General features: G+C 71.3%; 14 protein-coding genes. 6 read left to right on the top strand and 8 right to left on the bottom strand.

Features of this window, described 5'->3' with window-relative positions:
- The first annotated feature begins 256 nt into the window (after window positions 1–256).
- A complete protein-coding gene (locus WMF26_RS50115; protein WP_437998482.1) occupies window positions 257–832 on the top strand; it encodes a TetR/AcrR family transcriptional regulator in 576 nt (191 codons plus the stop codon).
- Between the two features lie 24 nt (window positions 833–856).
- Here WMF26_RS50115 and WMF26_RS50120 read toward each other — a convergent pair whose 3' ends face one another.
- Complete coding sequence (locus tag WMF26_RS50120; RefSeq protein WP_236644344.1) at window positions 857–1,849, bottom strand: fatty acid desaturase family protein; 993 nt, start codon at window positions 1,847–1,849, stop codon at window positions 857–859.
- Window positions 1,850–2,041: 192 nt separating this feature from the next.
- Between WMF26_RS50120 and fumC the strand changes: the two genes are divergently transcribed.
- The 3 genes from fumC (at window position 2,042) to WMF26_RS50135 (ending at window position 8,735) form a co-directional block, all read left to right on the top strand.
- Window positions 2,042–3,442, top strand: coding sequence for a class II fumarate hydratase (fumC, locus tag WMF26_RS50125; RefSeq protein ID WP_061623002.1), 1,401 nt, complete (start codon window positions 2,042–2,044; stop codon window positions 3,440–3,442).
- A 175-nt stretch (window positions 3,443–3,617) separates the two neighbouring features.
- Window positions 3,618–5,156, top strand: coding sequence for a porin (locus tag WMF26_RS50130; RefSeq protein WP_437998483.1), 1,539 nt, complete (start codon window positions 3,618–3,620; stop codon window positions 5,154–5,156).
- A gap of 9 nt (window positions 5,157–5,165) precedes the next feature.
- On the top strand, window positions 5,166–8,735 hold the full coding sequence (locus WMF26_RS50135; protein WP_437998484.1) for a PHP domain-containing protein: 3,570 nt from the start codon (window positions 5,166–5,168) through the stop codon (window positions 8,733–8,735).
- A gap of 69 nt (window positions 8,736–8,804) precedes the next feature.
- On the opposite strand, the gene WMF26_RS50140 is transcribed toward WMF26_RS50135, so the two are convergent.
- Window positions 8,805–13,922 carry an AAA family ATPase gene (locus WMF26_RS50140; protein ID WP_437998485.1) on the bottom strand — a complete coding sequence of 1,706 codons (5,118 nt, stop codon included), beginning with the start codon at window positions 13,920–13,922 and terminating at the stop codon, window positions 8,805–8,807.
- Between the two features lie 216 nt (window positions 13,923–14,138).
- A complete protein-coding gene (locus WMF26_RS50145) occupies window positions 14,139–14,987 on the bottom strand; it encodes an arylamine N-acetyltransferase family protein (RefSeq protein ID WP_437998486.1) in 849 nt (282 codons plus the stop codon).
- An 86-nt stretch (window positions 14,988–15,073) separates the two neighbouring features.
- On the opposite strand from WMF26_RS50145, the gene WMF26_RS50150 reads away from it, so the two are divergent.
- A complete protein-coding gene (locus tag WMF26_RS50150) occupies window positions 15,074–16,063 on the top strand; it encodes a LysR substrate-binding domain-containing protein (protein WP_437998487.1) in 990 nt (329 codons plus the stop codon).
- A 64-nt stretch (window positions 16,064–16,127) separates the two neighbouring features.
- Here WMF26_RS50150 and WMF26_RS50155 read toward each other — a convergent pair whose 3' ends face one another.
- The 4 genes from WMF26_RS50155 to WMF26_RS50170 all read right to left on the bottom strand — a co-directional run bounded on the left by WMF26_RS50155 (window position 16,128) and on the right by WMF26_RS50170 (window position 20,562).
- Complete coding sequence (locus tag WMF26_RS50155; protein WP_437998488.1) at window positions 16,128–17,429, bottom strand: STAS domain-containing protein; 1,302 nt, start codon at window positions 17,427–17,429, stop codon at window positions 16,128–16,130.
- Window positions 17,430–17,442: 13 nt separating this feature from the next.
- Window positions 17,443–17,958, bottom strand: coding sequence for a hypothetical protein (locus WMF26_RS50160; RefSeq protein ID WP_437570497.1), 516 nt, complete (start codon window positions 17,956–17,958; stop codon window positions 17,443–17,445).
- A gap of 236 nt (window positions 17,959–18,194) precedes the next feature.
- Window positions 18,195–19,652 carry an HTTM domain-containing protein gene (locus WMF26_RS50165; RefSeq protein ID WP_437998489.1) on the bottom strand — a complete coding sequence of 486 codons (1,458 nt, stop codon included), beginning with the start codon at window positions 19,650–19,652 and terminating at the stop codon, window positions 18,195–18,197.
- A complete protein-coding gene (locus WMF26_RS50170; protein WP_437998490.1) occupies window positions 19,549–20,562 on the bottom strand; it encodes a hypothetical protein in 1,014 nt (337 codons plus the stop codon). The genes WMF26_RS50165 and WMF26_RS50170 overlap by 104 nt, the downstream gene beginning before the upstream one ends.
- 523 nt (window positions 20,563–21,085) lie before the next feature.
- Between WMF26_RS50170 and WMF26_RS50175 the strand changes: the two genes are divergently transcribed.
- Complete coding sequence (locus tag WMF26_RS50175; RefSeq protein ID WP_061626574.1) at window positions 21,086–22,123, top strand: oxidoreductase; 1,038 nt, start codon at window positions 21,086–21,088, stop codon at window positions 22,121–22,123.
- Between the two features lie 215 nt (window positions 22,124–22,338).
- Here WMF26_RS50175 and sucD read toward each other — a convergent pair whose 3' ends face one another.
- Complete coding sequence (gene sucD / locus WMF26_RS50180; protein WP_437998491.1) at window positions 22,339–23,220, bottom strand: succinate--CoA ligase subunit alpha; 882 nt, start codon at window positions 23,218–23,220, stop codon at window positions 22,339–22,341.
- Window positions 23,221–23,222: the final 2 nt, after the last annotated feature.

Below are 23,222 nucleotides of genomic sequence, written 5' to 3' on the forward strand. Positions count from 1 at the left end.
GCGCTTGGAGCTGCGCCCCGACACCTCGGCGGCGACCGCGCCTGCCATCGTGACCGCCCCTCGGCGCCGCGGCCGGCGTGCTTCGGGCAACAAACCAACTGGATGGTTGAAAACCTAGGGAGCGGCCCCGGCCCTGTCAACGGGGGGCGACGTCGCCGCTGCGCGCGCCGCTCGCTTGCCGCTACACTGCCCTCGTGAACGGCGGTCCCGCGCCCTTGCACCGCGCCCCGGCGTGGGCACCCTGAAGGATCGACCCATGCCCTACGATTCGGCGGCGACAAAGAAGAGGCTCCTCGACGCCGCGCTCGACGAGTTCGCGGAGCGAGGCCTGGCCGGCGCGCGCGTGGACCGCATCGCCGAGAAGGCGTCGGCGAACAAGCAGGCCATCTACGCCTACTTCGGCTCGAAGGAGGACCTGTTCCGCTGCGTGCTCGAGGAGCGGTGCAAGAGCGTGTTCGACGCCGTGCCGTGCGACCCGTCGGACCTCCCGGCCTTCGTCGCCGGCGTCTTCGACCACCTGGTCGAGAACCCGAAGAGCGTGCGGATGATGATGTGGAGGCAGCTGGAGCTCCCCGACGAGGCGGAGCACGAGGCGGCGGCCGCCAGGGTGTGCGCGCTCGGCGCGGCCCACGAGCTCGGGGTGGCCTCGAAGCAGTGCGCCGAGGACCTGTTCGTCCTCCTCCTCGGGCTGCCGATGGCCTGGTTCACGTTCGCCTCGAGCCAGCCGGCGGCGAGGGGAGCGGCGGCGCAGCAGCGGCTGCACGCCTTCAGGCGCTCGATGATCGCGGCGGCGGAGGCGATCGTGAAGTCGATGGCGGAGAAGAAGCGGTAGCCCGCTGCGGGCCGGGGGCGAGCCTCAGGCGGTGACGCCCGGCTGGATGCCGTTCATCGCCATCATCTTCTGCCGCTCGGCCTCCTTGTTGAGGCCGCGGTAGCGCTCGTCGAGCTTCGCGATGTCGAGCTTCAGGATCCGGCCGTACAGCTCGAGGGCGATGCCGACGATCGACGGGTGGCACGCGGACTTCACCCGCTCATCGTAATAGGGATACGCCGCCACGTGGAAGCGGCGCAGGTTGTAGAACGGGATGCCCGGGAACTTGTGGTGCTCGTTGTGGTACGTGACGTTGTTCCAGAGGAAATTGGTGAAGTGCGCGCTGGTCCCGTACGTGCGCGAGCTGTACGCGTCCTCCCCCGGGAGCATCTCGTAATGCTCGATCATCGAGGTCACGCTGGCGAGGATCGCGCCGAAGATGAACGGCAGGGCATAGAAGAAGAAGAACACCTGCCGCGGCATGACCCAGAAGAAGAAGGCCATGAGCCCCCAGAAGCCGAGGATCTCCAGGTTCATCTTGACGCGCTGGAGCGCCGACAGCCGCTTCACGTAGCGCGCCATGCAGCCGAGGAAGTACAGCGGATAGGCGAACGTGTAGACCGCGAGGAGCAGGAGCTTCGCGAGGACGGGGTTCCGCGTGTAGTCCGTGACGACGAAGTTGTCGACGTCAGGGTACGTGTTCGCGATCTTGTGATGATGAAGGTGGTAGTTCGTGTACAGCGTCACGCTCATCCCGGTCGGCGCCCAGCAGACCAGGGCGATGAGGTACGAGACGAGCTTCGATCGCGAGCAGCTGCCGTGGACGGCGTCGTGCGCGACCGCGCCGAGGCCGCGGACGAGGTTGGCAATCGCGAACGAGACGACGATCCCGATCGGGATGGCGAGCGGGTGGTGCTGCGTCGCGTACAGCACCCACGTGAGCGCGGCCCAGATGCCGAAATGAAGCGGAATCTTGAGCAGGTAAATCGGGTTGCGCTTGTAGGCAGCCTGCAGCAGCTCCCGCGGTACCGTGTCCATGCCGGCCATACTGATCTCCGTGTTTCTCGCGCGTGCGCGGCCCGGAACTTCGCAAAAAACAGGCGAGAAAACAAGAGCACGCCCGCTTTTTACCCCCGCTCGCCCCCGCGGCGCGAATGCCGTTACGCAGGACGCCGGGAACCGGGGGTCGCGCCGCTTGAGGGGCGCGCCCACTGCCGCTAAGACGCGGCGATGGGGACTCGCATCGAAAAGGACAGCTTCGGGCCGATCGAGGTGCAGGCCGACCGCTACTGGGGGGCGCAGACGCAGCGATCCCTGGAGAACTTCCGGATCGGCGGCGAGCGCTTCCCGCGGGAGATGATCGCCGCGCTCGCCACGGTCAAGAAGGCCGCGGCGCTCGTCAACCGCGACCTCGGGCTCCTGCCAGCGGACAAATGCGGGCTCATCGTCGCGGCGGCCGACGAGGTGATCGCGGGCAAGCTCGACGACCACTTCCCGCTCGTCGTCTGGCAGACGGGCAGCGGCACCCAGACCAACATGAACGTGAACGAGGTCATCGGGAACCGAGCGATCGAGCTCAGCGGCGGCGTCCTGGGCTCGAAGTCGCCGATCCACCCGAACGACGACGTGAACCGGTCGCAGAGCTCGAACGACGTGTTCCCGACGGCCATGCACGTGGTCGCCGCGCTCCAGATCGAGCGCCGCCTGCTCCCGGAGGTCCGGCGGCTCCGCGACACCCTGGCGCAGAAGAGCGCGGCGTTCGCGGACATCGTCAAGATTGGCCGCACGCACCTGCAGGACGCGACGCCGCTGACGCTCGGGCAGGAGTTCTCCGGCTACGTCGCGCAGCTCGACGCCGGCGTCGCCGCGATCGAGCGGGCGGCGCCGCCGCTCTACGAGCTCGCGCTCGGGGGCACGGCGGTCGGGACGGGGCTGAACGCCCACCCGGAGTTCCCGGCGCGCGTCGCGGCGAAGATCGCCGAGCTCACCGGGGCGCCGTTCGTCACCGCGCCGAACAAGTTCCAGGCGCTCGCGTCGCACGACGCGCTCGTGGCGGCGCACGGCGCGCTGAAGACGCTCGCCTGCAGCCTGATCAAGATCGCGAACGACGTCCGCTGGCTCGCGAGCGGGCCGCGGTGCGGCATCGGCGAGATCACCCTCCCCGAGAACGAGCCGGGCAGCTCGATCATGCCGGGCAAGGTGAACCCGACCCAGGCCGAGGCGATGACGATGCTCTGCGCGCAGGTGCTCGGCAACGACGTCGCGGTCGGCGTCGGCGGGGCGAGCGGCAACTTCGAGCTCAACGTGTACAAGCCGCTCATCATCCACAACGTGCTGCAGTCGATCCGGCTGCTCGCCGACGGCTGCGCGTCGTTCGACGAGCACTGCGCGCGCGGCATCGCGCCGAACCGCGAGCGGATCGCCCGCAACGTCCGCGAGAGCCTGATGCTGGTGACCGCGCTGAACCCGCACGTGGGCTACGACAACGCCGCGAAGATCGCCAAGAAGGCGCACGCGGACGGGACCACCCTGCGCGAGGCGGCGCTCGCGCTCGGGCTCCTCGACGCGCGGACGTTCGACGAGGTCGTGAGGCCGGAGCGCATGATCGGTCCGTCCGCGGACAAGGAGTGATCGCGGCGCGGGGCGATCGCTCGCGGCGGAAGAGCGCGCGCGCCTCGCGCCGACGCGCCCGCCCGCGCGTTGACACCCCGTCGCGTCCTGCGATAGACGAACAGCGCCTGCCAGCGGCGCCCGCTGCAGCTTCGCAGCGATTCCCACCCTCGCCGCCGGCCGACAGGGGATGCCGATGACAGCTTGCGCATGGACGCGCCGCGGCGCGGCTCCTCGGTGGTGCAGGGCGACGCGGCGCTCGGGCGCCGCCTTCGTGGCCGCGGCGGCGCTCTGGTGTGCGCCGGCGGGCGCGCAGCCCAGCCGGCCGCTGCCGGTCCAGCCTCCGGCCGCCGACCCGCTCCCCGTGCCCCTGCCCGCGGCGCCGCCCGCCGCCGCGCCGCCCGCCGGCGCCACCTCCGTCGTGCCCCCCGGCGAGCCCGCGCCCGCCCCGCCGTCGGCCGCCCCCGCGACGCCGCCCGACGCGGGCGCGCCGCCCGCCGCCGCGCCGCCCGCCGCCGCGGCGCTGCCGCCCGCCGGCGCCGCCTTGCCGCCCGCCGGCGACGCCTTGCCGCCCCCCGCGGGCGCGGCGCTGCCGCCCGCGGGCGCCGCGGCCGCCACGCCGGGCGCGGCGGCCGCGCCGTCGCCCGCCGGCTCCGACGCCGCGCCGCCGTCCGATGGCGCCGCGGGGCCGCCGTTCCAGCTCAGCATCGGCCGGCTCCTGCTCTCGCCGCTCGTGCTCGTGCAGGCGCAGGCCGTGCCGTACGTCGGCGACGACGCCTACCTCCAGGCGGGCGACGTCGCCGAAGGGCAGGGGTTCCGCGTCCGGCGCGCCCGCGTCGGCTTCGCGGGCACGCTCGCCGGGTACGTGCCGTTCGCGGTCTCGGGCGAGCTCGCCGCGGGCGCGGACGGCGCGCCGCGGCTCTCCGAGGCGTGGATCGGCTACGCCCACTTCCCGTTCGCGCACCTCTATTTCGGCGCGCACGACGTGCCGTTCAGCCGCTCGGCGATGACGGGCGCCGGCGAGGGCGCGCTCCTCGAGCGGCCGTTCGCCGTGCGCGCCATGGCGCCCTTCCGCCAGGTCGGCCTCCACGTCGAGGGGCACTTCCGGGACAGGACGTTCAGCTACTTCGCCGGCATCTTCAACGGCTTCCAGCGCTCGGATCAATTCTTCGCCGGCTATGTCGAAAACGCCGCGATCTCCGGCAACCGCTTCGACCACATAGCCTACGTCGCGCGCCTCGCCACCGAGCCGCTCGGCCCCCTCCCGCGCTCGCTGCAGGACCTCGCCGTCTCGCGCCCCCGCCTCGGCGCGGGCGCGAGCTACTTCTTCAGCGACGGCGGGACGCGCGACATCCACGGCATCGGCGCCGACGTCCTGTTCCAGGCCGCCGGCGCGCACGCGCTCGCCGAGCTCCTCTGGAACCAGAGCGACCCCGAGCGCGCCCCGACGCAGCCGCTCGGCCAGCTCGCCCCGGTCACCTCGCTCGGCCTCGTCGGCGAGGTGGGCTATCTCGTGAAGCGCATCAAGCTCGGCGTGACCGCGCGCTTCGAGTGGCTCGACCCCAACCTCGATCTCGACGACGAGACCGACAGCTGGGCGCTCACCGCCGGCGCGAGCTACCACTTCATCGACAACGTGCTCAAGGCGCAGGCCGACTTCACCCACCGGCAGGAGATCCACGGCGTCGCGCTCGACAACGACGCCGTGGCGCTAGGGCTCCAGCTCAACCTGTAGCGGCCCGCCATGCGAACCCGCCGCTCCGTCCCCGTTCCGCTCGCGCCGCGCACCGCCCCCGGCCTCGCCGGCCTGATCGGCCTGGCCGGCCTGGTCGGTTGCGACGCGCCGAACCTCCTGCGCGCCAAGCCGATCGAGAACCGGTTCGAGCTCGTCGGCGGGCCGGTGGCGATGGCCGATGTCGGTGATTTCCTTCTGGAAAACGACGAGATCCGGGTCGCGATCCTCGGGGCGCGCCACTCGCCGGGGCCGGGCGTCTACGGCGGCTCGCTGGTCGACGCCGACCTGCGCCGCCCCGATCCGCGCTTCGCGAGCGCGTCGGGGCGCGACCGCTTCGCCGAGTCGTTCCCGGTGGCCAACCTGCTCGTGCCGGATCCGGGCGCCACCGAGGTCTTCGTGGCGAAGGACGGCTCCGACGGGCAGGAGGCGATCGTCCGCGTCGAGGGCGACGGCGGGTTCCTCTTCCACGCGCTCGGCGTGCTGAAGACCCAGGAGGACCTGCTCGGCCTCCTGTTCGACGGCCTGAAGCCGGAAATGCGCTTCCGCACCGACTACGTCCTCCGCCCGGGCGAGCGGTTCGTCACGATCCGCACGACGCTGCTGCTGCCGGACAGGGCGGTGGGGTGCCCGAGCGTCGGCGCCTGCGCGCTCGAGTGCGAGGACGGGCTCGCGGCGGGCGAGGACGGCTGCCCCACGTGCGCCTGCGGCGAGCCGCTCTCGCTCGACAACTACGCGGGGCCGTCGGACATCTTCCGGGGCATCCTCGGCGACGTCCGCGGCGAGGATCCCGAGCGGAAGGGCGGCATCGTCGCCGGCGATTTCGTCTTCTTCGGCAACCAGAACGACATCTTCGGCCCCGGCATCGGGTTCGACGAGGAGAAGGCGGTGTTCGACGCCCTCTTCTCCGGCCGGGACACGTTCCAGCGGCCGCTCAGCTTCGACTTCGTGGCCGCGGCGGGCGGCGACGTCAGCTACGGCTACTTCACCAAGGCGCGCCCGGGCGACCCGCCCTCCACGGTCAACGTCCCCGTGTTCACGAGCGCGGCCACCGCCTTCCTGAGCGCCGGCAAGAGCTGCCTCGCGGCGGGCGACGACGACGAGGCGTGCGACCACAAGCGGTCGTTCACTTACGAGCGCTACTTCGCCGTGGGCGAGGGCGACATCGCGAGCGTCGCCGAGGTGGTGTACGGCGCCCGCGGCGCGCCGACGGGCGCGGTCGAGGGCGCGGTCCTCTGGCGGTCGACCGGCGAGCCCGTGCCGAACGCGCGCGTCCACGTCTTCCGCGACCCCGACCCGGCCGCGCGCTTCGAGAGCGTCGACGCGCTCGTCGAGGCGAGCCTCGCGCGCTCGGGCGACGTGGGGCTCGTCAGCTCCATCGACGCCGACCTCGGGCTCGATCCGGTGGAGGACGGCGATTTCCGCGCGCGGCTCGAGCCCGGCGGCTACCTGCTCGTCGCGGAGAGCCCGGGCGGCGCGGCGGTGTCCGCGCCGATCCGCGTGGCGCTCGGCGCCGGGGCCACGGTGTCGGTCGCGGCGGAGCTGCCGAGCCCCGCGCGGGTCGCGTACCGGGTCGTCGACGAGGGCGGCCGGCTCTCGCCGGCCAAGCTGACGTTCGTCGCGCTCGACGCCGCGGGGTGGCCGCGCGAGGGCGACGGGACGCGGCGGGTCTACCTCGGCCACGGCCGGCTCGGCAGCGGCGTCCGGCAGATCGAGCGCTCGGCGACGGGCGAGGGCGCGGTCGAGATCGAGCCGGGCCGCTACCGCGTGCTCGTCACGCGCGGGCCCGAGTTCGGCCGGTTCGAGGTCCCCGACCTCGAGGTGCGCGCCGGGGAGATGCGGCGGATCGAGGCGGTCGTGCCGCGCGAGGTCGACTCGACGGGCTGGATGTCGATCGACATGCACCTGCACCAGCGCCCGAGCTTCGACAGCGGCATGCCGCTCGAGGAGCGGGTGACCTCGGCGGTCGTCGAGGGGCTCGAGGTCGCGGTGGCGACCGATCACGACGTGCACACCGATCTCGAGCCGGCGGTGCGGCAGCTGGGGCTCGAGCCGCTCTTGAAGACGGCGGTCGGCGCCGAGGTCTCGACGCTCGAGCTCGGCCATTTCATCGGCTTCCCGCTCCGCTACGACGAGCTCGCGGTGCCGGATCACGGCGTCTTCGACTGGGTGTGCCGCCCGGGCGGCGACGTGATCGACGGCGTCCGCGGCGCGGCGGCGGACGGCGAGGACGCGCTCGTGATCGTGGCGCACCCGCGCGACGGGTTCATCGGGTACATCGACCAGCTCGGCGTGGACCCGTTCACGCTGGACCGGACGATCCCCACGCTCGAGGCGAGCAACCCGCTGTTCCAGGCGGGCAGCTGCGATTTCGACGCGATGGAGGTCTTCAACGCGAAGCGGTTCGACCTGCTCCGGACGCCGACCGTGCAGGAGGTGGTCGATTTCAACCGCTGCCTGTCCCGGATCGACGCCGCGCGGGACGAGGCGGCGCTCGGCGCGGCGTGCGGCGGGATCCCCGTGGAGCTGCCGGCGTGCCTGCCCGGCGAGCGGTACGCGGTGTGCCAGCAGCGCGCCCGCTCGGCGCTCGCCTGGCAGGTCACGAAGCGGATCCTGACGAGGACGCCCGAGGAGCAGGACGCGATCTGGCGGTTCGACCGGACCGCGGCCGAGGGCGAGGCGCTCTGCCTGGTCGGCGAGGGGGGCGCCGTCCCGGAGGAGGACGCGGATCGGCCGTGCACGTTCCATGCGGGCCAGGTCGACGATCTGTTCCGCTACCTCGACCACGGCTTCTCGCCGACGCAGCTCGGGAGCAGCGACAGCCACGGCGCGTCGCCGGAGCCGGGGTTTCCGCGCACCTATTTCCGCTCGCCGACCGACCAGCCCGCGGCGATCGATCTGGGCGGGGTCACCGGCGCGCTGCGCGCGGGCAGCGCGTTCGCGACGTACGGCCCGTTCGTCCGCGCGGGCGTGGGCGGCGCGACGTACGGCGGGGTGGCGCGGATCGAGGGCGACACGGTGCCGCTCGATCTGCGGATCGAGACGGCGAGCTGGTTCGGCGTGGATCGCGTCGAGGTGTACGTGAGCGGCCGGCTGGTCCGGGTGCTCGAGCCCTCGGCGGGCCCGTCGGCGATCGTGGACGTCGACGAGCGGCTCGAGCTGCCGGCGCCGGCGTCGGACGGCTGGGTGGTGGTGGTGGCGATGGGGTTGCGCGACGAGAACCTCCTCACGCCGGTCGCGCTGCCGGTCGCGTTCGGGGAGCTCCAGCTGCCGCGGGTGGCGAGCCTCGCGTTCACGCAGGTCGAGGCGCTCTCGCGGTTCTTCACGGCGTCTCCGCCGGTCCCCGACTGGTACCCGGTGGCGCCGTATGCGGTCACGAACCCCATCTTCCTGGACCGCGACGGCAACGGCGTTTACGACGCCCCGCTCGGCCCGCCTCCGTTCTGCGCGAGGCCCTGCGATCCGAGCGTGATCGACCCATCGCAGTGCCCGAAAGGGCAGGAGTGCCTGCTGGAGGAGCGGGTGTGCGGGATCTTCGTGCTGGGCCGCTGCGAGGACAAGCAGGCGTCGCAGCGTGACTAGCGTCCGGGCGGGGGCGCCCGTCCGCGCGCTCCGCATCGGGCGGGGGGCGATGCGGAGCGCGCCGCACGCTCAGTGGACCGGTCCGGTGCCGGACGGCGCGAGCGCGTGGGCCACGGCGCTCTGCAGCGTCGAGCGGGTGACGATGCCGCGGAGATCGATCCCGCCCTGCACGAGGGCGCGGGCGATCTCCGGCTGCATCCCCGTCAAGATCGCCCGCGCGCCGAGCAGACGCAGCGCCGAGGCGGTGCGGATCAGCGTGTCGGCGACCCCGGCGTCGACGTGCTTCAGGCCGGTGATGTCGATGATGACGACGGACGGGTTGTGGCGCTGGACGCCGGCGAGGGTCGCCTCCAGCACCTGGGCGGCGCGCGCCGCGTCCATCGTCCCGATGAGCGGCATGACCAGGACGCGATCGGTGATGGGGATGATGGGCGTCGCCATCTCCGAGAGGCGCAGGCGCTGCACCTCGATGATCTCCTCCTGGAGGGCCGCCCGGGCCCGCTCGGCGCGCTCGCGCTCGAGGAGCTCTTCGAGCAGCCGCTCATTGGCCTGGTTCAGCTCGTCCGCCTTCTGCGACAGGCGTTCGTTGACCGAGCAGAGCTCCTCGGTGCGCCGCTGCACCTCGCTCTCGAGCCGGTCGCTCATGGCGCGATGTCCCTCGGAGATCTCCTGCAGGCGGCTGTAGAGCAGCGCGTTCTCGAGCGCCGCTGCGATCTGCGCGCCCAGCAGGCGGAGCAGCTCGGTTTGCTCCGGCGTGAAGGCGCCGCTCGCGAGCGCGTTCTCCACGTACAGCACGCCCGTGAGCCGGTTCTGGTGGATGAGCGGAAGGCCCATCACCGATTTCGGCCGGCGCGCGGCGAGGTAAGGATCCGCCGCGAAGCGAGGGGTCGCGGCGGTGTCGTCGAGGATGACGAGCTCTCGCGTGCGCGCCACGTAGTGCACGACGCTGATCGGCAGATCCGAGGACTCCTCCAGCGGACGCCGGAGTTCCACCTCGACCGATTCGGGGTCGATCGTGATGGCCGCCTCGATGACCAGCCGGTCCTCGCGCGCGAGCACCAGGAAGCCGCGCTGGCCGCCGGCGCTCGAGAGGACGGCGCGCATCACGCGATCGAGCGCCTTGCCGAGCACGAGCTCGCTGGAGATCGCGTGCGTCGCCTGCAGCACCGCCGCGACGTCGACGAGCTTGTTGAGGAGCGGGTGGTTCACCGAAATGGTGCTCGATCTGGAGATGGCCTGATCGCGCTCCGCCGCGGGCGCTCTGTCCGCGGGGAGCGCGTCGAGCCCGTGCTGCCGGATCAGCGCCGCGGCCTTTCGCTCGGCCCCCCACTGCCGGTAGGCGTGCATCGCCGCGCTCAGGTAGAGCGCCGCGATGCGCCGCCGGCCCTTGCGGGCGTAGTACAGCCCGGCCAGCTCCGACGCGAGCGCCTCGTACTGGATGAACTCGCTCTGACGGGCGGCGTCGATGGCGTCGTCGTAGAGCTCCATCGCCTCCGCGTCGCGGCCGGAGGCGCGCGCCATCTCGCCGAGCACCAGGAGGTGCTTCGCGCGGAAGTTGTCAGGGCACTGGGTCGCCCAGAGCTCGAGCTTCTTGAGCGACGCGGAGAGCGCCTCGGCGTGCCGCTCGCGCTCACGCGGGTCGCGCTCGCCGAGCGCGACAAGCGTGAGCGCGAGATAGAAGTGGTATGTCGCCTCGATCGGCATCGCCATGACGGCCCCGAGGACCGGGCGCGCCGCCTCCGCGGCAGCGAGCGCCGCATCGGGCCGGCCGTGGGAATAGAGCAGGATGAGCCGGATGATATGATAAAAGGCGATACCGCACCCGAAGCTCGCCCGGGTGAGGGCGGCCAGGTACTCCTCCTCGGGGAAGCCCTCCTCGCTCAGCGAGACGTCGTCCGCGGTGAGCCCCTTCAGATTGCGCAGGAATTGCTGCTCCAGCCGGATGGTCTCGAGGACGGCGCGATTGCCTGTCTTTCGCGCGAACGACGCGAAGCGCTCGGCGACGCGATGGACCTCATCCAGCGGGTCGCCCTTCTCGTACACCTGCCAGACGGTCTCGAAGGCCAGGTAGCTCGCGTACACCAGGTCGCCGGCCTCGAGGCAGGCGAGGAACGCCCTCTCCAGGATGGGCAGGTCGTTCCGGATGTGCTGGACCCAGAAGTTGATGTGATCGCCGTGGAGGTGCAGCAGCGTGCCGCGCAGCGAGACGTCCCCGAGCTTCTCGTTCAGCCGGATCGACATCTCCGAGAAGCGGAATCCCGAGGGGATATCGCCGAACGCCGAGACCAGCATAAACCCGTACACGCTGTACGCGAAGCACGACGCCTCGGTGTTGCCGTGCCGCAGCGACAGGTTGAGCATCTTCAGCGCGATGAGCGGGAACACGCCCGGCCGCCCGATGTACGCGCAGGGGGCGCAGTCGGCGAGCAGGTTGATGGTCGCGCGGATGTGCTCATCGGCGAGCAGCGGCGCATCCAGGATGTCCTCGATGCTCCTGCCCGCCATGCTCTCGGGGATCTGCGCGATCTCGGCCGAGACGGCGGCGCCGATCTCCTCGCTCGCCCCGGGGATCTCGACGCCGAACAGGCGCAGCGCCTCCTGTCCCACCGTGACGCCCTCGTCGTAGCGGCCGGCCACCTGATAGAGCTTCATCCGCAGGCTCTGCACCCGCGCCCGATCGAGGTTGGACCGCGCCGTGTCGAGCAGGCGCTGGAACAGCGCCTCTGCCTCGGCGAAGCGGCCGCACAGGTACTCGCACTCGGCGGCCTCCAGCGTGAGCGCCCAGCGCAGCGCGCGATCCCCGGAGGCGTCGTCGTCTCCGATCGCGCTCCGTCCGGCGCTGAGGTACTCCGCCGCGGCCCCATAGGCGGTCGCGCTCTTGGCCTTCCTCCCGGCGCGCAGGTTCAGGCGCCCGAGCAGCTCGCGCTCGCCGGGATCGGAGACGAGGGGGGCGCCGTAGTTCAGGTGGTTCACGATATCGAAGAGCTGCTCTTCCGGCGCCTCGCCGCGCTGACTGGCCAGCATCAGGCGGCCGACGCGCAGGTGGGCAGCGCGCTTGTGCTCGTCCGCGATGAAGGCATACGCCGCCTGCTGGACGCGATCGTGCAAGAACTGGTAGGAGACGGCCAGCGACGCCTCGCTCGCGGGATCGCCGTGGGATGGCTCTCCCGGCTGGACGAGCCGGTAGTCTGCGTCGATGGGGAGCAGGACCCCTTCCTGCATGGCCTCCCACAGGTCCTGCGCCACCTGCGCGGCGGTCTGCTCGGAGATCGTCGCGAGCGTGCGCAGGTCGAACCTGTGCCCGATGCACGCCGCGAGCTTCAGGGCGCGCTGGGTGGGCGGCGAGAGCCTCTGCAGCTTCGCGATCATGAAATCGACGACGTTGTCCGTCACGGCGCGCGACTCGATGGCCGCGAGGCTCCAGGTCCATCTGCCGGTCTCCGGCTCGCAGCGGAGGAGCCCGTCGTCGCTCAACATCCGCAGAAATTGCCCGATGAAGAACGGGTTGCCCTGCGTCTTCCCGTGAATGAGCTCGGCGAGCTGCGCGACGTCCTGCGCCGCGCGGCCCAGGGCGTCCGAGACGAGCGCGGTCACGTCCTCCGGCGAGAGCGGCGCGAGCGGGATGTCCGTCACCGCCGCGTCCGCAGCGCGGACGGCGTCGAGGGTGATGATGAGCGGGTGCGCCGGGCTCACCTCGTTATCGCGGTACGCCCCGACGACCAGGAGGTGGCTCGTGTCGGGGTCGGTGAGCAGGAGACGCAGCAGCCGGAGCGACGCCGGATCCGCCCATTGCAGGTCGTCGAGGAACAGGACCAGCGGGTGTGACGGGGCGGCGAGCACGCCGAGGAGGCTCCGGAAAACCATGTCGAAGCGGTTCTGCGACTCGGAGGGGCCGAGCGCCGCGACCGGGGGCGCGTCGCCGATGATGAGCGCGAGCTCGGGGATGAGCTCGAGCAGGACCCCGGCGTTAGCGCCGAGCGCCGCGCCGAGCTCTGCTCTCCAGCGGGACAGCGCCTCTGTCCGCTCGGAGAGGATCTGCTGCACGAGGCCCCTGAACGCCTGGACGATCGAGGCGCAGGGCACGCCGCGGTTCAGCTGGTCGAATTTCCCGTGCGCGAAGTGCCCCCCGACCCTGGCGATCGCTTTGTAGGTCTCGTGGACCAGCGCGCTCTTGCCGACGCCGGAGTATCCGGCGACGAGCACGAGCTCCGCCGCGCCGCCCCGGACCCGCTCGAAGGCGGCGAGGAGCCGGTGCCGCTCCGCGTCCCGGCCGTAGATTTTCTGCGGGACGCGCAGCTCGTAGCTGCGATCGCTCCGCCCGATCGAGAACGGATGGACCCGGCCCGTCTGCTCGAGGGAGCGCAGGCACTCCGCGAGGTCGGCCTTGACGCCGTACGCGCTCTGGTACCGGTCCTCGGGGGTCTTGGCGAGGAGCTTCATGACGATCTCGGACACCGGCTGAGGCACGTCCCCGCGGCGCTCGTGCGGCGGCACGGGCGGCCGCGCGATGTGGCTGTAGAGGAGGTCCATGGGATCGGCGTCCGAGAACGGCAGCGCGCCGGTCAGCATCTCGTACAGGGTGACGCCGAACGAGTAGAGATCCGCGCGGTAGTCGATGCCCCTGTTCATGCGTCCGGTCTGCTCGGGCGATATGTACGCGAGCGTCCCTTGCAGGGTGGAGACCGAGGTCGGCTGCTGAAATTCCTGCTGGAGCCGCGACGCGGCGCCGAAATCGATGAGCGTGGCACGGCGTAGGTCCGAGCCGATGATGATGTTCCTGGGATTGATGTCCTTGTGCGTGATGTGACAGCGGTGCACCGCGCCGAGGGCGTCGGCGATGGCGACCGAGAGCGCCAGCGCCGTGCGCAGATCCAGCCGGCGATCGTGGAGGAGCGCCCTCAGGGTCGTGCCCTCGACCGCCTCCGTGACGAGGGCGAGGCCGCCGCGGGTCCTCTCGAGCGAGCACACCCGCACCACGGCGTCGAGGTCCAGATCGCGGAGCAGACCGAACTCGTGCCGCAACAGGGCGAGATCGCGGACGCTCGGGTGCTCGCCCTTCAGCGTCTTGATGACGACCGGCCGCTGATCCGCGGTGCGGCGGCCGCGGTACACATGGGTCTTGCTGCCTTCGTGGATCAGCTGCTCGACAACAACTCCTGGCAAATCGATCGACGCTGTGGTGCCCATATGTGCATGTGCTCGAGCTCGTGATGGCCCTGACACTCTGTTTCGTGTGGTCGATCGCGAGCCGAGAGCTTGAATATAGAACAATCTTCGTCGGGATCGCGCGAAGAACGCACGTGATGACGACTCGACGTGTGCCGGGTCACGCTCTCGCGTCCGGCGCATTTTGTGCGCAGGGCAGGTCCTCTTCTTGCGCCGTTGCGCCGTTGCGCCGTTGCGTTAAACTCTCTCCTCTCTTTCGCTCGCTCCACCGGGCGGCGCGAGGCGGCGCAATGCCTGATCGAGCCCGTCCAGGCCTGAAAGGTCGAGCCCGAACTCCCCCTCGAGCACCTCGCGCAGCGCGCCCGCGCTCGCGAGCGTGCGCTGCTCGACGCCTCCGTCGCGGCGCCGGTAGGTGAGCTCGCGATCGAACAGCGTGACGCGCCCTTCGGCGGTCGGCCGCGCCACGACCAGGCTCCGCACGAAGAGCGACGCGGGGTTCGTCGAGACCCACCAGTTGAACAGGTCGTAGTCGGCGGGGAGCTGCTCGGTGAGATCGAACCAGTACAGCGCGCGCCAGGCCTCACCCGACTTCACCTCGAGCGCCTGACCGCCGTCCTCTCCGCGCAACCGGAAGGTCTCGAGCGGCGTCTCCTGCTCGACGTCGTGCACCAGCCTGAGCGGCGCGACCGGCGCGAGCGTCCCGAACCCGACGTCGGCGAGGTACGTCCCCTCCGCCAGCTCGACGCGGAGCAGCATGTGGCTGCGCGGCCTGGTCTCGCCCTCGGGCACGTTCCACCGCACGCGCGCCGCGAGCCCGCGCACCTCGAACCCGAGCGCGCGCAGCGCGTGCGCGAGCAGCCCGTTCTGCTCGTAGCAGTACCCGCCGCGGCGGCCGCGCACGAGCTTGCGCTCGAGCGCCGCGGGGGAGAGGTCGACGCGCCGCCCCGACCACGGGTCGAGGTTCTCGAACGGGATCGCGCGCGGATGCAGGGCGTGGACGGCGCGCAGCGTATCGAGCGTCGGCGCGCGGGGGCCGTCGTAGCCGATGCGCGCGAGGTAGGCGTCGAGCAGGGAAGGATCGTTCATGCGACCATCCTGCTACGTGGACGATCTGGCCGGTAGAGGCCTCCATTTGAACGTATCGTCCACCAGGTGGTACGATCGTCCGGCCAATGGACGAATGGGACGACCTCGCGCTGTTCGTGCGCATCGCGGAGCACGGCGGGCTGTCGGCGGCGGGGCGCGCGCTCGGCGTGCCCAAGTCCAGCCTGAGCCGGCGCCTCCAGCTCCTCGAGGAGCGGCTGGGGGTGCGGCTCGTCCAGCGCACCTCGCGCAAGTTCATCATCACCGACGTGGGCGAAGAGGTGCTCGAGCACGCGCGCGCGATGCGCGTCGCGGCGGACGCCGTCGAGAGCGTGGCGCGCCGCCGCGTCGTGGAGCCCAGCGGGATGATCCGGCTCACCTGCTCGATCGGCATGAGCAAGCACCTCGTCGCGCCGCTCCTGCCGCGCTTCATGGTGCGTCATCCGAAGGTGGACGTGTTCCTCCACGCGACCAATCGCCTCGTGGATCTGGTCGAGGAGCGCTTCGACCTCGCGCTCCGCGGCTATGGCGGCCCGCTGCCCGACACCGGGCTCGTGCAGCGGCTGCTCTCGCCGACGCCGTGGGTGCTCATGGCCGCGCCGCGCTACCTCGACGCGCGCGGCGCGCCCGCGACGCCGGACGAGCTCCGCGCGCATCCCGGGCTGCTGCTCGGCGGGCCGAGCTCACGCGCGGTCTGGCGGCTGCGCTCCCGCGAGGCGACCGAGGAGGTCCCGTTCGTGCCGCGCCTGCGCACCGACGACTCCGTGACGCTCCTCGGCGCGGCCGTGGCGGGCCTCGGCATCGCCGCGCTGCCCGAGTACTCGTGCCGTGACGAGCGCGCGCGCGGGGAGCTGCGGCGCGTGCTGCCCGAGTGGCAGGTCGGCGATCACCGCGTGACGATGCTGATGCCCTCGCGCCGCGGCGAGCTCCCGGCGGTGCGCGCGCTCGCGGACTTCTTCGCGGTCGAGGTCCCGCGGCTCGTGCGGCGCGGGACCCCCCGCGCCGGCGCGAGCGCCGAGCCCGCCCGCCGGCGAGCCCGAGCCCGAGCGCCCTCGGACGCGGTAGGAGAAGGCGAATGACGCCGCAGCTCCCCGGGCTCGCCCCGATCGCCGCGGCGGCGCCGTTGCCTCGGCCCGGGGCTGCCTACCAGGCGCTGCTCACCGCGTGAGCAATGCCGCTTTGCAAGGTGCCCTTCGTCACGAGGCCGCTCAGATCGATGCCCAGGTGAACGAGCGTCTGGGCCACTTCGGCGCGAATCCCGGTGAGCACCACCTGCGCCCCGAGGAGCCGAACCGACCTCGCCGCCCGGAGGACGGCGTCCGCCGTGTGGCTATCGACCTCGCGGACGCCCGTGATGTCGATGATGGCCACGCTCGCGCCGGTCCTCTCGACCCCTTGCAGCAGCGCGTCGATCACCCGCTCCGCGCGCTCGTGATCGATGCCGCCGATGAGCGGCATGACCATGACCTTGTCCGTGATCGGAATGCACGGCGCGGACAGCTCGTCCAGCCGCGCCGCCTGCATGCGGATGATCTCTTCCCTGAGCCGCGCCGCCGCTTCAGCCTCTGCTGCTTGCCTGCGGGAGGTGACGTCCACGGTCACGCCGCGCACGCCTACGACCGCGCCGGCCTCGTCCTTGATGGGGACCATGCCGATCTCCACGTGGATGGTGCGCCCGTCCTTGGTGATCCATCGAACGGAGCAGACGCCCCCGCCGGCAGCCAGCATCGCGCCGGTCTCGGCCAGGGCCCGCGGCTTGTCGTCGGGGTGGGTGATGGTCAGCCAGAACTCGCTCGTCGAATACCAGTCGGCCGCGCTGTATCCGGTCAGCACCTTGACATAGTCGCTGACGAATTGAGCGCTCGGCGTCGCAGCGCCGTCGCCGAACCGCGTCTCCCACACGAGCGCCGGCACGTTCGCCAGGATGCTGTCGAGCCTCTGGCTCAGCGCTTGCGCCTGCTCGAGGACGCGGGTCTTCTCGGCGTCCAGCGCCGCGAGCTCGGCGAGCCGGACCTCGAGCTGGCCCGCCTGCTTCTCGATGATCTCCTCGCGCTGCGTGACGAACCATAGCCCGATTTGAAACGTGGCATGGGACAGCAGCTCCTCCAGCGCGCGCGTCGCGGACGGCGGGATGTCGCGTTCGTTGTCCAACCTCGCGAAGAGCGCCTTGCGCAGCGACGTGATCAACAGGCGCAGATCGTGCCAGCCGACCTGCACGGGCTGAGGGACATCGAGGAGCTCCGTCACGGCCCTCCGGGTCTGCTCGGTCGCGTCGCGCTCGACGTCGGCCGCGAGGGCGGCCAGGAGCCTGGCGACGAGCCGCCGTGCGGCCGGGGCACCCATGCTGGCGAACGCCCCCCCGCGCCGCTTCACGAGCTGATCGCAGAGCTCCGCCGAGAGCTCGTCGGACGCCCGTTCGATGTGCTCGCTCACCGATGTCGTCATCAGGTTGGCCATTTCACCATGTGATGTGAAACGTGCACAACGGCGCGCCTCTGTCCATGCAGCCGTCCGTGCCGTGCTCGAGCAGCGCTCTCTGGCCGAATTTCTTGAAGCACCCTTGGACGACGCCGCGGCACGCCGCACATGGAAACAACGGGGTTGCGTAGTGGATGATCGCGCTGTGCTCGTCCTCGAAGGTGGTGGCGATGTACCCTATGCCGGGTCCTCGGACGTTCATGCGGTATGCCGTGTCCAGGCTGGCCAAAGCGTCCTTCGGGTCCTTGATCTCCGGAGGGAGCCTCGCCGATTCCATGATCTTCATCCCGACGGCATGGAGGACCACGTCGCCGACCTGCTCGCCGACGGCCATGAAGATGGATCGAGCCGTCTCCAGCGGGTACCAAGCATCCTCGTCGATTCCATCCAGGCCATGAGCCTTGAGGATCCGGTCGATGAGCGTTTGTGACCGCTCGAGGCCGCGGATGAAGGAGTGCAGCGCAGCACCAGAGTATTGCCCATCGAGCTCCGACACGGATCACCTCCCAAGACACGTGGATGGTGCTGCAATCCTGCAGCGATGACAAGCCGATTCGGGGTCGTCGTCGCGCCCAGCCGGTCGGCGGGCATACGAGGCGCCGAGGGACGCGTGCAGCCCAGAGGCTGTAGAGTGAAGACAACCTCTTCTACGCGTAGGATTGTCGTACGGGTCACTCTTCAGGGGTGCTGTGACGATGGGCGGGGCCAGGGGCGACTCGGGGCGACTCGGGGCTAGGGCGGCTGCACGACCGCGAGGAGCCCTCTCGGCTGCGACCCGAGGTCCAGCGTCGGGTCGACGAGATCGCGGTACGGGCCTCCGTTCAGCGACGCGACGACCCTGGCCGTGACGATCGGCCTCACCCCGAAGTCCTCCCGCCAGCGGTCGGCCACGTGGTGCGCGAAGTCGACGATCATGTCGGGCCGCGTGCTCATCTCCCCGAGCTGGCGATCGGTGAGCCACGCCTCGAGGTCGAGCGACTCGCGCACGCCGGTCCTCGGATCCAGCACGCGGATGTCGAGCTCGCTCACGTTCTTGTCGCGCAGCTTCATCCGCCACGAGAACCGGTGTCCGGCCTCGTTCCAGGCGACGTCGCCCGGATAGGCCCAGTGGCGGAGCGGCACCGCGAGGTGGACCAGGAGGTACCCGTGGAGCAGCGCGAGCGGCAAGCCGCGCCGCCGCCCCGCCGCGGGCGAGGGGACCTCGGCGCCGTCGCCCGGGCGGTCCGCGCGCCGGAACCGGAAGAGGAGCGGCAGACGCCGCCTCGGCCACGAGGGATCGGCGAAGAGCGCGAGCGAGGCGATCATCGCGTAGGGGAAGATCCCGATCTTGAAGAGGAGCGCGTTGGAGAGGTTGAAGACCACGGCGAGCGCCGCGCCGATCGGGAAGGTTCGTCGAGAGAAGAGCAGAAAGCCCATCGAGAGGTCGATGAGCAGCCCTGCCCACGAGAGCGCGAGCCCCGCGCCCGGCGCGGCGAGGAGCGGCCCGACGAGGGGCGCGCCGCGGCGCTCGGCGAGCCACATCGTGAGCGGCTGCCCCGCTAGCCAGTCGCCGTTCAGCTTCGCGACGCCGCCGTAGAAGTAGACGATCGCGATCTGGGCTTTGAGGGCGAACAGGTAGAGGCGCGGCGCCGTCTCGGCGGGCGCGCCGGCCGGCGAGGCGCGGCGCGCGCGGAGGCGATCGAGCGAGAGGGCGCGGTGCGCCGGGGCGACGGCGAGCAGCAGGCCGAGGAGGCAGAGGAGATAGAGGTGGTTGAGGTACTGGGCCTTGTCGAGGAGGAAGACATACGTGAGCGCGGCGCAGAGGAGCGCGGCGCTCACCCGGTAGAAGAGACCGGCGGCGCAGAGGAGCGCGAGGACGAAGACGGCGGCGAAGTGCCAGTACATCCCCGTCCCGCCCCAGGGGCGGATGAAGGGGACGAAGCTGAAGTAGAAGCCTGGCTCGATGTAATAGCGGTAGATCCGATCGTGGAGGACGTACCGGACGACCTCCCACGCGATCAGGCCGCCATAGGCGATGCGGAAGACGGCGAGCGAGGCGGCGTCGACCTCGGTTGAGAGGTAGGCCGCCCAGCGCCGCGCGAGGGCCCTAGTGGCGGTGGTGGGGGTGGTGGTGGTGCTTGTGCTTGTGCTTGTGCTTGCCGTGCACGTGGATGTGGACCGCTCGCCCGTCGTCGTCGTCGTCGTCGTCATCGTGGACCACCACCACGCCCGGGGCCGCATTGACCTTCACGCCCACGTTCCACGTCGTCGCCACGATCACGTTCAGGGCCGGCGCGGCCGGGCCGACAACGACGTGCACGCCGGGGCGGTAGCCGACGAGCACGACGTCGGCGTGGGTCGGGTGCGCCACGACGACGGTGAGCTTCACGGGGTTCACCTTGGCGGCGACCGTGCCGACGACGTAGAGGCCGCCCGGGCCGGGGGTCAGCACGACGACCTCGGAGCTCGCGCCCACGAAGCCGAGCTTGATCTTGCGGTCGCCGACAGGGATGGGCTTGAGGTTCGCGTCGAGGACGTACACCCGCACCTGACCGGAGGCCTTGTCCGCGACCACCTCGATCGTGTCGTCGCCGACCACCTGGATGATCCCGCCGTTCGGGCCCGTCTTGCCCGCGGGGATGGGCCTCTTCTCGGCCTTTCGCGCGCCCTCGACGATGACCCTCGTGCCCCCTGCGGGCACGTGGAGCGTGCCAATCCACGGCTTCCCGGCGACGACGATGTCGTACTTCACCGGAGTGAGGTCGGCCTCGAGCTTGGGCCCGGCCGCGACGAGGAGCCCTGTCTTCGCGTCGAGCGCGAGCGGGATCTTCTCCTCGCCGTTCGGCCCTTTCCAGGTGAGCGTGCCGCTCACGTCCTTGTCGATGGGCTTGCCGTCGGGCCCCTTCACGATCGCGCGCACGGCGCCGTCGGGCGCGATCTCCCAGCCGACCGAGCCGCCGTCGTGCTCCTCGGTGAGCGGCTCTTCGAGCGCGACCGGGGCCGCCTCGACCGACTCCTCGGTCACGCTGGCCTCGGCGGTGCTCTTGCAGCCGGCCGCGAGGGAGCTGCCGGCGATCAGGGCGGTCAGGGCGACCGCGGAAACGACGCGCGTGGCGTACATCAAAGCCTCCAAGCGGAGGAGGTTATCGCAAAGAGCGCTGCCGCGTCTCCGTGAACGCTCTCACGCCGCGGCGATGAGGGGCAGGGGAGACGACATCGGAGGTGTGGTGACCACCTCTCCCGCGATCGTCGGTCGCGCGGCGACTCTGAGGTGAGATCGTGAGCGTCGGAGGGGCCTTTGGCGGTGGTGGCCCAATTGCCCCCGGAGTGATTCCCGTGAAGGTGGGAAGGCAGGAAGATCATTGAGCTTTTCTTCCCGCCTTCCCGCCTTCATGTTCGAATCTGGCCACCACCCCTTTGGCGGTGCGACACACGGCATGACGATCGCTGTGGACGCTCGTGGCGGTTCGCCCGTCGCGATCGCGAGGGGTGCGGATGTGCTGGGCGGCTCGCCCGTCGCGATCGCGAGGGGTGCGGACGCCCCTGGCGGCCCGCCTCCTCCGGCGCGCCGCGGCCGTACGCGCGCCGCCGGGCTTCCCCCCAGTGGCTCTTCGGGCTAGCGTCCGCGGCGAGCTCGCCCAGCCATGTCCCAGCGCGTCTATGTCGGCCTCGTCGGCTACGGCCTCGCCGGCGCCGTCTTTCACGCCCCGCTGATCCGGGCCATCCCGCGGCTGCGCCTCGCCGCCATCGCGACCCGACGGGAGGGCCAGGTCATGACCGACCACTCTGGCGTCGCCGTGCATCCGACGCCCGAGGTGCTGATCGCCGAGCCCGGGATCGACCTCGTGGTCATCGCCTCGCCCAACGAGACCCATGTCCCGCTCGCGCGCGCGGCGCTCGAGGCGGGCAAGCACGTGGTCGTCGACAAGCCGTTCACGATCACGAGCGCCGAGGCGGACGAGCTCATCGCCCTGGCCGCCCGTCGCGGCCGGCTCCTCTCGGTGTTCCAGAACCGCCGCTGGGACGCGGATTTCCGCACGGTGCGCCACTGCATCGAGCAGGGTCTGCTCGGCGAGGTGGCCTCGTACGAGGCGCACTTCGACCGGTTCCGCCCTGCCATCAAGCAAGGCTGGCGGGAGGAGGCGGCCCCGGGCTCGGGCATCCTGTACGACCTCGGCGCGCACCTGATCGATCAGGCCCTGGTGCTCTTCGGCCCGCCGCGCGCCGTCACCGCCGACCTCCTGGCGCAGCGGCCCGAGGCGCGCACCGTCGACTATTTCCACCTCACGCTCGACTACGGCAGGCGCCGGGTGATCGTGCGCTCCTCGACGCTGGCGTGCGAGCCTGGCCCGCGCTTCGCGGTCCACGGCGACGGCGGGAGCTTCCTCAAGTACGGCATCGACGGCCAGGAGGATGCCCTCAAGGCGGGCAAGCGCCCCGGCGCGCCGGAGTGGGGCCGGGAGGACCCGCGCTGGTTCGGCACGCTGGTCACGGCGACCGGCGAGCGTCGCGCGATCGAGAGCCTGCCCGGCGCCTACGAGGCCTATTACGAAGGGATCGCGGACGCGATCCTCGACGGCGCCCCGCCGCCGGTGCGCGCCGAGGAGGCGCGCGACGTGATCCGCATCATCGAGGCCGCGATGCAGAGCTCGTCCGAGCGCCGGACGATCCCGCTCGAGTGAGCGGCGCGCGACCGGATCAACATCAAATAAGCATTAGCGTAGGCCCCCGGCGAGGGGGCTCGTGGCGCGGGGTGGGGGATGGGCCGATGTCTGAGGCGTAGACATGGCTCATCCGGCTTGCCGGATGAGTCATGTCTACGCCGAGTTCGGCGGGGCCCCCACCCCGCGCCACGAGCCCCCTCGCCGGGGGCCGGGCGGAGCCGGGGGCCGGGGCGTCAGCGCGCTGCCGCGAGCGCCGCCTGCATCGCGACGCCCATCTCGGCCGGCGTGGCGGCCACCTTGGCCCCCGCCGCCTCGAGCGCCGCGATCTTCTCGGCCGCGGTGCCCTCGCCGCCCGCGATGATCGCGCCGGCGTGGCCCATGCGCTTGCCCGGCGGCGCCGCGCGACCGGCGATGAACGCGGCCACCGGCTTCTTCATGTTGTTCTTGATCCACGCCGCGGCCCGCTGCTCCGCCGTGCCGCCGATCTCGCCGATCAGCACGACCCCGTGCGTCTCGGGATCCTGGTTGAAGAGCTCGAGCACGTCGATGAAGTCCATGCCGCCGACCGGATCGCCGCCGATGCCCACGCAGCTCGACTGGCCGATGCCGAGCGCGCTCAGCTGGCCGACCGCCTCGTAGGTCAGCGTCCCCGAGCGGGAGAGCACGCCGATGTGCCCCTTCTTGTGGATGTGGCCCGGCATGATCCCGATCTTGCACTCGCCCGGCGTGATCACCCCCGGACAGTTCGGCCCGATGAGGCGCGCCGGCTTCCCCTCGAGGAAGCGACGCACCCGCACCATGTCGAGCACCGGCACGCCGTCGGTGATGCAGATGACGAGCTTGCAGCCCGCGTCCACGGCCTCGGTGATCGCGTCCGCGGCGCCGACCGGCGGCACGAAGATGCACGAGACGTCGGCGCCCTCGTTGCGCACGGCCTGCTCGACCGTGTCGAAGATCGGCACCTTGTCCTCGAAGCGCTGGCCGCCGCGACCGGGCGTCACGCCGGCGACGACCTTGGTCCCGTACTCGATGCAGGCGCGGGCGTGCTGCGACCCGTAGGCGCCCGTGATGCCCTGGAAGACGACCCGCGTGTCCTTGTTGACGAGGATGCTCATCG

The organism is Sorangium sp. So ce185, assembly GCF_051526825.1.
Lineage (GTDB): Bacteria > Myxococcota_A > Polyangia > Polyangiales > Polyangiaceae > Sorangium > Sorangium cellulosum_D.

Excerpts from the sequence above, each read along its gene's own strand:
- WMF26_RS50115 (WP_437998482.1), top strand. The coding sequence starts at position 257 with ATGCCCTACGATTCGGCGGCGACAAAGAAGAGGCTCCTCGACGCCGCG.
- WMF26_RS50120 (WP_236644344.1), bottom strand. The coding sequence starts at position 1,849 with ATGGACACGGTACCGCGGGAGCTGCTGCAGGCTGCCTACAAGCGCAAC.
- fumC (WP_061623002.1), top strand. The coding sequence starts at position 2,042 with ATGGGGACTCGCATCGAAAAGGACAGCTTCGGGCCGATCGAGGTGCAG.
- WMF26_RS50130 (WP_437998483.1), top strand. The coding sequence starts at position 3,618 with ATGACAGCTTGCGCATGGACGCGCCGCGGCGCGGCTCCTCGGTGGTGC.
- WMF26_RS50135 (WP_437998484.1), top strand. The coding sequence starts at position 5,166 with ATGCGAACCCGCCGCTCCGTCCCCGTTCCGCTCGCGCCGCGCACCGCC.
- WMF26_RS50140 (WP_437998485.1), bottom strand. The coding sequence starts at position 13,922 with ATGGGCACCACAGCGTCGATCGATTTGCCAGGAGTTGTTGTCGAGCAG.
- WMF26_RS50145 (WP_437998486.1), bottom strand. The coding sequence starts at position 14,987 with ATGAACGATCCTTCCCTGCTCGACGCCTACCTCGCGCGCATCGGCTAC.
- WMF26_RS50150 (WP_437998487.1), top strand. The coding sequence starts at position 15,074 with ATGGACGAATGGGACGACCTCGCGCTGTTCGTGCGCATCGCGGAGCAC.
- WMF26_RS50155 (WP_437998488.1), bottom strand. The coding sequence starts at position 17,429 with ATGACGACATCGGTGAGCGAGCACATCGAACGGGCGTCCGACGAGCTC.
- WMF26_RS50165 (WP_437998489.1), bottom strand. The coding sequence starts at position 19,652 with ATGACGACGACGACGACGACGACGGGCGAGCGGTCCACATCCACGTGC.
- WMF26_RS50170 (WP_437998490.1), bottom strand. The coding sequence starts at position 20,562 with ATGTACGCCACGCGCGTCGTTTCCGCGGTCGCCCTGACCGCCCTGATC.
- WMF26_RS50175 (WP_061626574.1), top strand. The coding sequence starts at position 21,086 with ATGTCCCAGCGCGTCTATGTCGGCCTCGTCGGCTACGGCCTCGCCGGC.
- sucD (WP_437998491.1), bottom strand. The coding sequence starts at position 23,220 with ATGAGCATCCTCGTCAACAAGGACACGCGGGTCGTCTTCCAGGGCATC.